Origin of the sequence: Acidovorax sp. LjRoot117, assembly GCF_964252695.1 — a bacterium.
GTDB lineage: Bacteria > Pseudomonadota > Gammaproteobacteria > Burkholderiales > Burkholderiaceae_C > Acidovorax.
The window spans coordinates 103765-115500 of record NZ_CAXUPO020000003.1 but is presented as its reverse complement, the minus strand read 5'-3'; the positions used below and the strand labels follow the sequence as shown (position 1 = coordinate 115500).

General features: G+C 68.8%; 12 protein-coding genes and 1 tRNA gene. 8 read left to right on the top strand and 5 right to left on the bottom strand.

Annotated elements, in window-relative coordinates:
- Positions 1-170: 170 nt before the first annotated feature.
- The gene (locus ACSQ3D_RS10130) at positions 171-818 is read right to left on the bottom strand and encodes a PepSY domain-containing protein (protein WP_056423052.1); all 648 of its coding nucleotides are present in this window, start codon (positions 816-818) and stop codon (positions 171-173) included.
- 123 nt (positions 819-941) lie between these two features.
- Here ACSQ3D_RS10130 and ACSQ3D_RS10125 point away from each other — a divergent pair, with 123 nt between their 5' ends.
- From ACSQ3D_RS10125 to ACSQ3D_RS10115, 3 genes are read left to right on the top strand one after another with little or no spacing between them, the layout of a single operon-like run.
- Positions 942-1676 (top strand): PepSY domain-containing protein, encoded by a 735-nt coding sequence (locus ACSQ3D_RS10125; RefSeq protein WP_436126800.1) that lies wholly within the window; start codon positions 942-944, stop codon positions 1674-1676.
- On the top strand, positions 1676-2350 hold the full coding sequence (locus ACSQ3D_RS10120) for a response regulator transcription factor (RefSeq protein ID WP_436126799.1): 675 nt from the start codon (positions 1676-1678) through the stop codon (positions 2348-2350). The genes ACSQ3D_RS10125 and ACSQ3D_RS10120 overlap by 1 nt, the downstream gene beginning before the upstream one ends.
- A complete protein-coding gene (locus ACSQ3D_RS10115) occupies positions 2350-3888 on the top strand; it encodes a sensor histidine kinase (protein WP_436126798.1) in 1539 nt (512 codons plus the stop codon). Before ACSQ3D_RS10120 ends, ACSQ3D_RS10115 begins: the two co-directional genes overlap by 1 nt.
- A 52-nt stretch (positions 3889-3940) precedes the next feature.
- Here the strand turns inward: ACSQ3D_RS10115 and ACSQ3D_RS10110 are convergent, their stop codons facing one another.
- The gene (locus ACSQ3D_RS10110; RefSeq protein WP_056418401.1) at positions 3941-4585 is read right to left on the bottom strand and encodes a Smr/MutS family protein; all 645 of its coding nucleotides are present in this window, start codon (positions 4583-4585) and stop codon (positions 3941-3943) included.
- A 338-nt stretch (positions 4586-4923) separates the two neighbouring features.
- A complete protein-coding gene (gene radC, locus ACSQ3D_RS10105; protein WP_436126797.1) occupies positions 4924-5637 on the bottom strand; it encodes a RadC family protein in 714 nt (237 codons plus the stop codon).
- An 89-nt stretch (positions 5638-5726) separates the two neighbouring features.
- Here radC and ACSQ3D_RS10100 point away from each other — a divergent pair, with 89 nt between their 5' ends.
- Positions 5727-6191, top strand: coding sequence for an FKBP-type peptidyl-prolyl cis-trans isomerase (locus ACSQ3D_RS10100; RefSeq protein ID WP_056418195.1), 465 nt, complete (start codon positions 5727-5729; stop codon positions 6189-6191).
- On the top strand, positions 6191-7186 hold the full coding sequence (gene ispH, locus ACSQ3D_RS10095; protein WP_436126796.1) for a 4-hydroxy-3-methylbut-2-enyl diphosphate reductase: 996 nt from the start codon (positions 6191-6193) through the stop codon (positions 7184-7186). Before ACSQ3D_RS10100 ends, ispH begins: the two co-directional genes overlap by 1 nt.
- 283 nt (positions 7187-7469) lie before the next feature.
- Here the strand turns inward: ispH and ACSQ3D_RS10090 are convergent, their stop codons facing one another.
- A complete protein-coding gene (locus ACSQ3D_RS10090; protein WP_436126795.1) occupies positions 7470-8165 on the bottom strand; it encodes a CBS domain-containing protein in 696 nt (231 codons plus the stop codon).
- 208 nt (positions 8166-8373) lie between these two features.
- On the opposite strand from ACSQ3D_RS10090, the gene ACSQ3D_RS10085 reads away from it, so the two are divergent.
- A complete protein-coding gene (locus tag ACSQ3D_RS10085) occupies positions 8374-9318 on the top strand; it encodes a threonine/serine dehydratase (protein ID WP_436126794.1) in 945 nt (314 codons plus the stop codon).
- 145 nt (positions 9319-9463) lie between these two features.
- Entirely contained in the window at positions 9464-10786 is a 1323-nt protein-coding gene (gene serS, locus ACSQ3D_RS10080) for a serine--tRNA ligase (protein WP_436126793.1), read from the top strand.
- 117 nt (positions 10787-10903) lie between these two features.
- Here the strand turns inward: serS and azu are convergent, their stop codons facing one another.
- A complete protein-coding gene (gene azu, locus ACSQ3D_RS10075) occupies positions 10904-11353 on the bottom strand; it encodes an azurin (protein WP_436126792.1) in 450 nt (149 codons plus the stop codon).
- A 250-nt stretch (positions 11354-11603) separates the two neighbouring features.
- Between azu and ACSQ3D_RS10070 the strand changes: the two genes are divergently transcribed.
- A tRNA-Ser gene (locus ACSQ3D_RS10070) sits at positions 11604-11693 on the top strand.
- Positions 11694-11736: the final 43 nt, after the last annotated feature.

The following is an 11736-nucleotide window of genomic DNA, read 5'->3' as shown; positions in this document are numbered from 1 at the left end:
GTAGGCATGCAGGCGTGTAGCGCGGGCGACGGGCACGTTCGGCGTGCCTGCCCCGACCCGCTACAACAGTCACTCCAACACCTGGCCCGGCTGCGTTGGCATGCCGGGCCAGGTGTTATTTTTTGCGTGCGCTGGTTGCCGCACCTGCCTCCACCGCAGGCGCGGGCCGCTCAATCGTCCAGCTGTTCGCGCAGCACGGCCCCGGTCACGGCGTCCACCCGCAGCTCCACCGCCAGGTTGGCCGTGTTGGTGGCCTCGGCCTCCCAGTAGCCGTCTTCATACTCGACACCGCGCACGCGGGTGTAGCCCGCCTGCTGCAGGGCCGCCACGATCTGGTCGGCGCTGAGCACGGGCTGGCCGTTCACGGTGCCGCCGCTGCGGCCCACCTGGCTCAACACCTCCAGCGTCACCGGGTGCAGCACGAATTCGACCTTCTCCCGGTTGGTCACGGACTGGCGGGCCTTGGCCTGCCAGAAGCCGTCGTCCAACTCCACGTCGTACACGAAGCTGTAGCCGGCGGCGCGCACCTGCTGCGCCACCCGCTCCACGCTGGGCAGGGCGGTGCCGATGTCGCCCTTGCGCACGGCGGTGAAGCTGCCGTTGGCATCGTTGACCAGCACGGTGGCACGCACCCCGTCGTTGGAGACCGCCTCGGCGGTCCAGTAGCCGTATTGCTTTTGCAGGTCGTGCGGCGCCACGTAGTGGTTCTTGGCCATCACGTTGACGGCCTCCTGGGCGCCCATGGCCCAGGCCATGGAGGGCAGGGCGGAGGCCGCGGCGGCGGCTGCGAAGGCCAGGGTCAGAACGGTCTTTTTCATGGTGCTTCCTTTCGGTGTGGCAGTGGTTGTGAAGAACTGGGAGGCAGTGTGCGCAACCGTTCCTAAACCCACCGTGAAGCGTCCGTTCATGGACCGTTTAATGGCCTCCGCAATAATCGCGCGATGACAAATATCAGCTTGCGAACCATCGTGCAGGCCGCCGCTTTTGCCACGGTAGCGCTGGCCTGTGCGCAGGCCCCTGCCGCCGAGCAGGATGTGGCGCGGCGGGGCGTGCAGAGCGGGCAGCTCAAGCCGCTCAACAGCATCATTGCGGACATGAGCCGCCAGTACGGCGGGCGCGTCATCGACGTGGAGACCAAGCACGGCCGCAAGGGCGAGCTGCGCTACGAGGTCAAGATCATCGACGCCCGCGGCACCAAGCACGAGGTGCTGGTGGATGCGGCCACGGGCACCGTCGTCGCGCAGGAGAGCGACTGGCCCACGCAGCCTGTGGGCCTGGCGCAGATGGCCCGCTACATCAAGCAGCTGGAGCAGCGCTACGGCTCGCGCGTGGTGAATGCCGAGTTCGAGCGCGACGCGCAGGGCAAGGCGGTGTACGAGGTCAAGCTCTCGGACCGGCCCGCCGGGGAGATGAAGCTGCTGGTGGACGTGAACACGGGCGAGGTGCTGACCCCGCCGCAAACGGCGGGCACGCCCGCGGCGCCCAAGTCCATGGCCGTGATGCTCGAATCCTTGCGGCCGCGCTTTTCGGGCCTGGTGCTGGAGGTGGAGCTGGAGACGGACCACCGCCGCCGCCCCTACTACAGCGTGGAGCTGCAGCAACCCAACGGCTTCAAGCTGGAGCTCGAAGTGGACGCCGTGAGCCTGGAAGTCACGCGGCAGAAGGTGGACGACTGATGCGCATCCTGGTGGTGGAAGACGATGTGGCGCTGGCGCAGCAACTGCGCGTGGCGCTGGAGGCAGCGGGCTTTGCGGTGGATGTGGAACACGACGGCGAGGCCGCGTCCTTTGCCGGCAGTGCCGAAGCCTACAGCGCCGCCGTGCTGGACCTGGGCCTGCCGCTCAAGGACGGGCTGAGCGTGCTGCGCGACTGGCGCGACGCGGGCCGCAGCTGGCCGGTGCTGGTGCTCACGGCCCGCAACCGCTGGAGCGACAAGGTCGCGGGCTTCAATGCCGGCGCCGACGACTACCTGACCAAGCCCTTTCTCATGGACGAGGTGGTGCTGCGCCTGCGGGCCATGCTGCGCCGCACGGCCGGGTCGGCCGCCGCCGTGCTGACGGCCGGCCCGCTGCAGTACGACGTGGTGCAGGGCCGCTTTTCGCTGCAGGGCCAGAGCCTGCAACTCACCGCGCAGGAGCACAAGATCCTGGCGTACTTCATGCACCACCCGGGCAAGCTGCTCACGCGCACCGACATCAGCGAGCATGTGTATGCGCGCGACCTCGACCCGGACTCCAACACGCTGGACGTGCTGATCGGCCGCATCCGCCGCAAGTTGAACGGTGCGCCGCAGCTTGTGACCGAGCGCGGCCAGGGCTTTCGCCTGGTGGCGTCCGACGTGGCGGGTTGATGCGCATCGAACCCTCCGCGCCATCTTCAAGGCCCGCGCAGCCCGCACCGCCTGCGCCGGCCAGGGCCCACGGCGCCGCCGCGTGGGCCCTGGCGCTGGCCCAGTGGCCCATGGCCACGCGCATCGCGCTGCTGGCGCTGGTGCCCATGCTGCTGCTGGTGGGCGCCGGGGGGCTGTGGCTGCGCGTGCAGATGCACCAGAGCCTGCTGGCCAGCTTCGAACAGGTGCTGCGCGACAAGGCGCAGCGCGTGGGCGCACGGCTGCATCTGGGCCCCCAGGGCGGCTTGCGGGAGTCCACCGGCGGTGCCGATGAGTTCAGCGCCATCTACGCCGGGTGGTACTGGCGCGCGCAGGCGGGCAGCGATGTGCTGCGGTCGCGTTCGCTGTGGGACATGGACAGCCTGCCGGCCGAGCCTGCGCCCACCACCGGGTCGGCCACGCTGCACCGGGCCACGGGGCCTTTGCAAGAACCCCTGCTGTCGCTGACTCAGCCGGTCGGCCTGGGCCAGCCCCCGGTGCAGGTCACGCTGACGGTCTACGGCCCGGCCGCACAGTTGCACAGCAGCATGCGGCAGATCGACCGCACGCTGGTGGTGGCCGGGCTGGTGCTGATGCTGCTCACTGGCGGTTTGGCGTGGCTGCAGGTGCGGGTGGGGCTGGCCCCGCTGCGCCGGCTGGAGGCCATGCTGGCCGCCCTGCGCGCGCCGCAGGGCGCGGGGCCCGATGTGGCGCGGCACCTGGCCGCCCCCACGGGGCGCGACCTGCAGCCCCTGCAAAACGAGCTGGCAGGCCTGCTGGCGCACAACGCGCACGTGGTGGCCCGCGCGCGGGCCCATGCGGTGGACCTGAACCATGCGCTCAAGAAGCCCCTGGCCTTGCTGAGCGCGCAGGCCAGTGCGCAGCCGCAGGTGCCCAGCAGCGAGGTGCGGCATCAGGTCGAGGCCATGGCCCAGCTGGTGGACCGCTACCAGGCCCGCACCCTGAGCGACGCACTGCACGCCCACCCCGGAAGCACCGGCCAGGCCGTGGACGTGCGCGACTGCGTGGCCCAGCTGCTGCGCATGATGGAGCGCCTGCACGCCGCGCAGGAGCTGGACTGGGTGCTGGCAGAAGCCACCCACGGCCCGCTGCACTGGCGCGGAGAACGCGCCGACCTGGAAGAGGTGCTGGGCAACGTGCTGGACAACGCGGGCAAGTGGGCTGCGTCGCGGGTGCGGCTGACGGTGTCGGTATCGGCATCGATGGCGGCCTCTGCGCCCTTGTCGGCGCAGGGCGGTGCCGGGCACACCTGCCTGTGCCTGGACATCGAGGACGATGGCCCGGGCATGACACCGGAGCAACTGCAGGCCGCGGGCGAGCGCGGTGTGCGCTTTGACGAGTCCGTGCAGGGCAGCGGGCTCGGCCTGGCGATTGCCAGCCAGATCGTGCAGGCCTATGGCGGTCAGTTGCAACTGCGCAAGAGCGAGGCGCTCAAGGGCCTGGGCGTGCGGCTGGAGATGCAGGGGCTGGTGACTGTGGCGCGCGGCAAGCCGGGATAGGGCGGTGACGGTGCAGCCACACGCCAGTTTTCGGCGCCCGGTGCACCACCCCTTACCGCCTGCGTGAATGTACGGGTTGCAGCAGCACCACCAGCGCGCCTGCGCCCCCGTCGATCGGCCGGGCCTGCACAAAGGCCAGGACCTCGCTTTTTTGCACCAGCCAGCGCTGCACGCGGCTCTTGAGCACCGGGCTCTTGCCCGGCGAGCCCAGGCCCTTGCCGTGCACCACGCGCACGCAGCGCAGGCCCGTCTTGTGGGCGTGGCGGATGAAATCGCCCAGTGCCTCCCGCGCTTCGTCCACGCGCAGGCCGTGCAGGTCCAGCTGGCGCTGAATGCTCCAGTGCCCGGAGCGCAGGCGCTGCGTCACTTCCACCCCCACGCCGGGGCGCCGGAAGCTCAGTTGGTCGTCGGTGTCGAGCAGGGTGCTCACGTCGAAGTCGTCGCTGATGGATTCGAGCAGCACGCGTTCCTCGTCCAGCCAGTGCTGCACCGGCAGCGGCGGGGGCTGGTGGCGGCGCAGCCGTGCCAGGTTGGGGTTGCGCAGCGGCGTCACCGCGCCCACGCTGCGGCTGAAGAGGTGGCGCTCGGCCTCTTGCCGCGCGGCCGCCTCGCGCCGGGCTTTTTCCTCGGCGTCTGCGCGCTCCTGGGCCTCGCGCAGGCGGCGGGCCACGCTGGCCAGGTCCTGCAGCTGCGTGATGCGCTCGCTGGCCCTGCGCGGGGCAGGTGGTGCGCGGCGGCGGGGCGCGGCAGGGGGGTGGGCCGGAGGCGCCGATTCGCTGGCGGCGGTGCCGTGGGGCCGGGGCGGCTGCAGCGGGCGCTGGGCCGCCTTGGCGGCAGCCCGCTGGCCTGCCAGTGCGGCACGCCGGGTGGCGCGGGTCGTGGGCGTGGGGACTGAGGAAGGCCGTTCAGTGGGACCGATGTCGGCAGTGGGCTCGGGCGCACCGCTGGCTGCGCGCCCGGCCCGCGCCAGTGCAGCCTGCAGTGCCGTGAAGGGCGCAGGCATGGGTACGGGAGCGGGTGGCGGAGCGCCAGCTTTCACAGCAGCCCTTTCTCCGCCATCGACAGGGCCTGCCCGGGCGCCACGATGACGTGGTCGAGCACCCGCACGTCCACCAGGGCCAGCGTGGTTTTCAGGGTCTGGGTCAGCACCTCGTCGGCGCGGCTGGGCTGCACGCTGCCGCTGGGGTGGTTGTGGGCCAGCACCACGGCGGCGGCCTGGTGGTGCAGGGCGCGCAGCACCACCTCGCGCGGGTAGACGCTGGCCTGGGTGAGCGTGCCGCGAAACAGCTCGTCCATGGCCAGGAGGCGGTTTTGCGCGTCGAGGAACAGCACGGCAAATACCTCATGGCCCTTGGCGGCCAAATGCAGCTGCAGGTAGTGCTTGACGGCATCGGGCGAGTCGAAGACCTCGCGCTCGCGCAGCTGCTGCGCCAGGGCCCGGCGGGCGAGTTCGAGCACGGCCACCAGCTCGGCGCGCTTGGCGGGGCCCAGGCCCTTGATGCGTTCGAGGTCGGCGGGGCTGGTGTGCAGCAGTCCGGCAATCCCGCCAAAGCCCCCGGCGACCTTGCCGGTGGCGGGGTCGATGCAGGGCGGCTCCAGCAGCTCCTGCGCCATCTGCAGCACGCCCTTGCCCACGATGCCCGTGCGCAGCAGGATGGCCAGCAGTTCGGCATCGGCCAGTGCGGCGGGGCCGCGGGCCAGCAGTTTTTCGCGGGGCTGCGCGTCGGGAGGGAGGTCTTTGAGGGACATGGCGCAGGGTTATCGACACCCGTCAGGAATCAACGGGCGTAGGGCTTTGCCCGGTTTTCTACAATACGGGCCAGTTTATCGGGACTTTCATGACCTCTATCGATGCTTCCCTTCCCACGGTGCAGCCGGGCTCCTTCCTCACGCTGCACTACCGCCTGGCCGGCCCGGCGGGGGATGTGATCAACACGTTTGCCGACAAGCCTGCCACGCTGTCCCTGGGCGCGGGCGAGTTGTCCCCCGCCATGGAGCAGCGCCTGCTGGGCCTGCCCGAGGGCACCCGCGCCACGTTCGAGCTGGCCGCCGGCGAGGCCTTTGGCGAGCGCAACACCGAAATGCAGCAGTGGGTGGCCAAGAAGCTGCTCAACCAGCTGGGCGACCCCGACGAGCGCTACAGCGTGGGCGATGTGGTGCAGTTCCCCACGCCCGACGGGCAAAGCAGCTACGCGGGTGCGGTGCTGCAGGTGCGGGAGGACGGCGCGGTGCTGTTCGACTTCAACCACCCGCTGGCCGGGCAGCCCGTCACGTTCGAAGTGCAAGTGATCGGGATCCTGTGATGTCCGCCCCGCAAGAAATCCTGCTGGCCGAGCCGCGCGGCTTTTGCGCCGGCGTGGACCGCGCCATCGAGATCGTGGAGCGCGCGCTGCAGAAGTTCGGCGCGCCCATCTACGTGCGCCACGAGATCGTGCACAACACGTACGTGGTCAACGACCTCAAGGCCAAGGGCGCGATCTTCATCGAAGAGCTGTCCGACGTGCCGCCCGGCTCCACGCTGGTGTTCAGCGCCCACGGCGTGAGCCGTGCGGTGCAGCTCGAAGCCGAGGCGCGTGGCTTTTCCATCTTCGACGCCACCTGCCCGCTGGTGACCAAGGTGCACGTCGAAGTCGCCAAGCTCGCCAAGGAGGGCTACGAGTTCATCATGATCGGCCACAAGGGCCACCCCGAGGTGGAGGGCACCATGGGCCAGCTCGACCACGGCATCCACCTGGTGGAAGACGTGGGGGATGTGGCCCACGTGCAGCCGCTGCAGACGGCCAAGCTCGCCGTGGTGACGCAGACGACCCTGTCGGTGGACGACGCGGCCGAGATCACCGCCGCCGTGCGCGCGCGCTTTCCGCAGGTGCGCGAGCCCAAGCAGCAGGACATCTGCTACGCCACCCAGAACCGGCAGGACGCCGTCAAGATCTTGTCGCCGCAGGTGGACCTGGTCATCGTGGTGGGCAGCCCCACCAGCTCCAACAGCAATCGCCTGCGCGAGCTGGCCGACCGACTGGGCACGCGCGCCTACATGGTCGACAGTGCCGACGAGCTGCGCACGGAGTGGTTCGACGGCGTCACACGTGTCGGACTGACCGCCGGTGCATCGGCACCCGAGATTCTGGTGCGCGACGTGATCGACCGCGTCAAGGCGCTGGGTGCGGTGTCGGTGCGCACCATGGACGGTATCGAGGAGACGATCAAGTTCCCATTGCCCAAGGGCCTGCGCATCGATGCAGCCACGGGGCTGGAGATCAGCCAGCGCACGCCGGAGACGGGGCCTGCGGGGCATTGATTGACCGCTTGCAGTGCCATGCGAACCAAGACGAGGGCCTGAGGGCCCTTTTCTTTGGGTGCTACTTATTTGATAGCTGCTTGCGCTTATTCAGCAAGCGGTAGAGGCATTTTTAGTCTGAATTCTGGGCTGCTTTGCCTTGGCGGGGGCACGGCAGGCGTGCTTCACCGGCTCACAGGCGGGTTTGTCGCCACGGCAGAGTGCTACAAATTAGATAGCTCCCAGCGCTTTGCCATCAAGCGGTAGCGGCCATTTTTGCTTGATTTTCAGCCTCTTTTGGGCATCACAGCACCACGGCCGGTCCGCTCCACAGGTCCAGCGGCGGGTCTGCCGCCACCGCGCGCAGGATGTCGGTGCGCGAGATGAAGCCCGACAGCACACCCGCCTCGTCCGTCACCGGCAGGCCGGGCAGGCCCGTGTCCAGCAGCACGGCCGCCACGCGGCGCAGTTCCGTGTCGGCGGCCACGGTGGGAACTGGGCTCACCATCACGTCCGACACGGGGCGGCGGGCGAGGTCGATGGCCTGCTTCACGGCGCCCGGTTCGGGCAACAGGTCGAGTGGCGCCATGTCGGCGCGCACCAGCAGGCCGATCACGCGGCCCAGCGCGTCCACCACCGGGGCCTGGGCCACCTTGTGCTCGGCCAGGGTCTGCCAGGCGTCGTTGACGCGCTGGCCGGGTTGCACGCTCAGGGCGCCGGTGGTCATCACATCGCTCACCTTGCTCAGCGGCTGGCGGGCCTGCTGCGGGCCTTGCTCCGTCTGGGCATAGGCGCTGACCGCGTCCTGCAGGCGCAGGTTCTGGGGCGGCGTGGGCGTGGGGTGCAGGGGGGCAGGGGGCTCAAAGGGTTCGGTGGGTACGTCCATCTCGCGCGTGCGCAGGGCCTGGGGCCGCTGTACGCGCCGCACTGCCGAGATCTGCGCCAGGTTTTCCGGGCCACCCCGGTACATCTGGCCCGATGGGCCGAATACAAAGAACATGCTGCCTCCTGGTGGCACCGCCCGAGACCCAGCAAGGTCCCGGCGGCGGTGCTGGCCATGTTATCGGCACTTGCCATGGCCCACCGCAGGGCGGGGGTGTATCGGTGTGTAGCGCTGCGGGCTGTCTGTACGCTGCCTTGGTGCTGCGGAGGTCGCTGTAGAGCCCCTACACTGCCTGCCTTGCCTTTTTGTCCCTGGGAGCCCCCGCATGATCGATCGCGCCGCCATTGCCGACGCCCGCCGCCACATCCAAGACCGCCAGAGCGGCTTTCTGCGCACCACGCCGCTGATGCGCGTGCACGGCCGGTCCCTCGGGGTGGATTGCGCGGAGGTCTGGCTCAAGCTGGAGCACCTGCAGGTGGGCGGCAGCTTCAAGGCGCGGGGCATGCTGTACCGGCTGCTGGCCAACCCGGTGCCCGACAGCGGCGTGATCATCGCGTCCGGCGGCAACGCCGGCATCGCCGTGGCAGCAGCCGCCCAGGCGCTGGGCGTGCGCTGCGAGGTCTTCGTGCCCGAGGTCTCGCCCGAGGCCAAGCGCGCCCGCCTCCGATCGCTGGGGGCCGAGGTGGTCGTCACCGGCGCCGCCTATTCGCAGGCCTTCGAAGCCTGCGTGGCCCGCCAGAAAGTCACCGGCGCGCTGCAGGCCCACGCCTATGACCAGCCTGAGGTGGTGGCCGGCGCCGGCACCCTGGCCTCAGAGATTGAAGAGCAGGGCGGCCGCCTGCCCGACACCGTGCTGGTCAGCGTGGGCGGCGGCGGCCTCATCGGCGGCGTGGCCGCCTGGGTGGAAAGCCGCGCCCACGTCGTGGCCCTGGAGCCCGAGCGCGCCCCCACGCTGCATGCGGCCCGCGCCGCTGGCGAGCCGGTGGATGTGGACGTCAGCGGTGTGGCCGCGGATTCACTGGGCGCACGCCGCATTGGCGCCATCGGCTGGGCTGTCAGCCAGCGCCATGTGCACGATGCCCTGCTCCTGCCCGACGACGCCATCCGCGCTGCGCAACTGTGGCTGTGGAAGGAATTCAAGCTGGCCGTGGAGCCCGCCGCCGCACTGGGCCTGGCCGCGCTGCAGACCGGCGCGTACAAACCCCAGCCGCAAGAGACCGTGGCCCTGATTCTTTGCGGCGCCAACTTCGACCCTACCAGCCTCAGTTGAGCCAGAAAGCAGCGGACGCCACTGGCGAGGCCCACGCCAGCGCACCCGTGGAACCGGCTTTGCCGGGCCACCGGGTGCGTCCCCCTGGGGGAAGGCGCGAAGCGACTCAGGGGGATTGGATTGCGGGGGGAACTAAAATCCAGTCATGCTAGATATCCTTCTCCTTCGCAAAGACCTCGACACCGCCATCGCGCGGCTGGAAACCCGCAAAAAGCCCCAGGCCTTCCTGGACGTCTCGGCGTTCCAGTCTCTGGAGTCCGAGCGCAAGACGCTGCAGACCCGCACCGAAGAGCTGCAGGCCCAGCGCACCCAGTTGTCCAAGCAGGTCGGCATGCTGATGAGCCGCGGCGACAAGGATGGAGCCGAAGCCATCAAGGCCCAGGTGGCCGCAGGCAAGGTGGAGCTGGAGCAATCCGCCGCCCGCCTGGAACAAGTGCAGGCCGAACTGCTGGCCATGCTGGTCGCGGTGCCCAACCTGCCGCACGAATCCGTGCCCGTGGGCAGCGACGAAGCTGGCAACGTGGAAGTGCGCCGCTGGGGCACGCCCGGCACGTTTGCCTTCGAAGTGAAGGACCACGTGGACGTCGGCACGCCGCTGGGGCTGGACTTCGACATGGGCGTCAAGCTCTCGGGCTCGCGCTTCACCGTGATGAAGGGCACCATCGCCCGCCTGCACCGCGCGCTCGCCCAGTTCATGCTGGACGTGCAGACCCAGGAGCACGGCTACACCGAGTGCTATGTGCCCTACGCCGTGAATGCCGATTCGCTCAAGGGCACGGGCCAGTTGCCCAAGTTCGAAGGCGATTTGTTCGCGGCCAAGAAGGGCGGCCAAGACGGCGAGCCTGTGCCCGACAACGCTGCGCTGTACCTCATCCCCACCAGCGAAGTGCCGCTGACCAACTTCGTGCGCGACGTGGTGGTGGCCGAGTCCGAGCTGCCCATCAAGCTGACTGCCCACACGCCGTGCTTTCGGTCGGAGGCCGGCAGCTATGGCCGCGACACGCGCGGCATGATCCGCCAGCACCAGTTCGACAAGGTCGAGATGGTGCAGATCGCGCATCCCGACAAAAGCTACGAAGCGCTGGAAGACATGACCCGCCACGCCGAGGCCGTGCTGCAAAAGCTGGGCCTGCCGTACCGCGTGATGAGCCTGTGCACCGGCGACATGGGCTTTGGCGCTGCCAAGACCTACGACCTGGAAGTGTGGCTGCCCGCGCAGAACACCTACCGCGAGATCAGCTCGGTGAGCAACTGCGAAGCCTTCCAGGCCCGCCGCCTGCAGGCCCGCTTCAAGAACACCCAGGGCAAGAACGAGCTGGTGCACACCCTGAACGGCTCCGGCCTGGCCGTAGGCCGCACGCTGGTGGCCGTGCTGGAGAACTACCAGAACGCCGACGGCACCGTGACCGTGCCGGAAGTGCTGCGGCCCTACATGGGCGGCGTGGCTGTGCTGTCGCCCGCAGCCTGAAGGGCTGTGGCTGGCCTTGGCCCCGCGGCTGCTGGTGGTCGCAGGCCGCGTGGCGCAGGGCGCTGGCGCCGCAATGCTGGCGCACCTGCGTCAGCAGCCTTCAGCAGCACGCATCCTTTATTTCGTCACCGCGAAAGTGCCCTTCATCAGCCCGATGTGGCCGGGGAACGAGCAAAAGAAGTTGTAGGCCTCGCCCACCTTGAGCTTGGTGGCGTCAAAGCTGGCGGTGTCGCTCTCGCCGCCGCCGATCAGCTTGGTGGCGGCCAGCACGCGGGTATCGCCAGGCTTGAGGTAGTTTTTGTCCGCGCCTGCAGGAATGCCGTCGGTGGCAACGGCCTGCATGTCGGCGGCTTTGGCCAGCACCCAGTTGTGGCCCATTGAAGCCTTGGGCAACTTGCCCGTGTGTACCAGCTTCAGGGTGACCTTCTTGCAGCTGGCTGGCACGCTCAGGCTGTCCTTGCTGAACTTCATGGCGTCCGTGCTTTCGATCTCGAGATCGCAGGGGCCTGCCATGGCAGAGCCTGCGGCGAACAAAGAGGCGGCAACGACGATGTGTGCGAATCGCATGGTGAAAGTGTCCTTGGGGAGAAATTGAAGAAGGCTGAACTGAGCCGCAGGGCCCGTGCGCGCAGGGCATGTTGGCTGCACAGGATCGTGCCACCGGGCCTTTGGCGGGGCCATGACCTGCATCAAGCCAGCGGCAGATGCGATGCGCTTTCTGCAGCCTGCCGGAGGGATGGGGTTGGGCGGCAGAAGCTGCACGCCGTCAGCACGGTTCTTCAAAAACTGCTGCTATAATCGCAGGCTTCGACACACAGGAGAGGTGGCAGAGTGGTCGAATGTACCTGACTCGAAATCAGGCGTAGTGGCAACACTACCGTGGGTTCGAATCCCACCCTCTCCGCCAAATGAAAGCCTAAGTGATTGATTCACTTAGGCTTTTTTCTTTG

What these genes read in the sequence shown, in the direction of transcription:
- ACSQ3D_RS10130 (WP_056423052.1), bottom strand. Translation starts at nt 818, where the DNA reads ATGAAAAAGACCGTTCTGACCCTGGCCTTCGCAGCCGCCGCCGCGGCC.
- ACSQ3D_RS10125 (WP_436126800.1), top strand. Translation starts at nt 942, where the DNA reads ATGACAAATATCAGCTTGCGAACCATCGTGCAGGCCGCCGCTTTTGCC.
- ACSQ3D_RS10120 (WP_436126799.1), top strand. Translation starts at nt 1,676, where the DNA reads ATGCGCATCCTGGTGGTGGAAGACGATGTGGCGCTGGCGCAGCAACTG.
- ACSQ3D_RS10115 (WP_436126798.1), top strand. Translation starts at nt 2,350, where the DNA reads ATGCGCATCGAACCCTCCGCGCCATCTTCAAGGCCCGCGCAGCCCGCA.
- radC (WP_436126797.1), bottom strand. Translation starts at nt 5,637, where the DNA reads ATGTCCCTCAAAGACCTCCCTCCCGACGCGCAGCCCCGCGAAAAACTG.
- ACSQ3D_RS10100 (WP_056418195.1), top strand. Translation starts at nt 5,727, where the DNA reads ATGACCTCTATCGATGCTTCCCTTCCCACGGTGCAGCCGGGCTCCTTC.
- ispH (WP_436126796.1), top strand. Translation starts at nt 6,191, where the DNA reads ATGTCCGCCCCGCAAGAAATCCTGCTGGCCGAGCCGCGCGGCTTTTGC.
- ACSQ3D_RS10090 (WP_436126795.1), bottom strand. Translation starts at nt 8,165, where the DNA reads ATGTTCTTTGTATTCGGCCCATCGGGCCAGATGTACCGGGGTGGCCCG.
- ACSQ3D_RS10085 (WP_436126794.1), top strand. Translation starts at nt 8,374, where the DNA reads ATGATCGATCGCGCCGCCATTGCCGACGCCCGCCGCCACATCCAAGAC.
- serS (WP_436126793.1), top strand. Translation starts at nt 9,464, where the DNA reads ATGCTAGATATCCTTCTCCTTCGCAAAGACCTCGACACCGCCATCGCG.
- azu (WP_436126792.1), bottom strand. Translation starts at nt 11,353, where the DNA reads ATGCGATTCGCACACATCGTCGTTGCCGCCTCTTTGTTCGCCGCAGGC.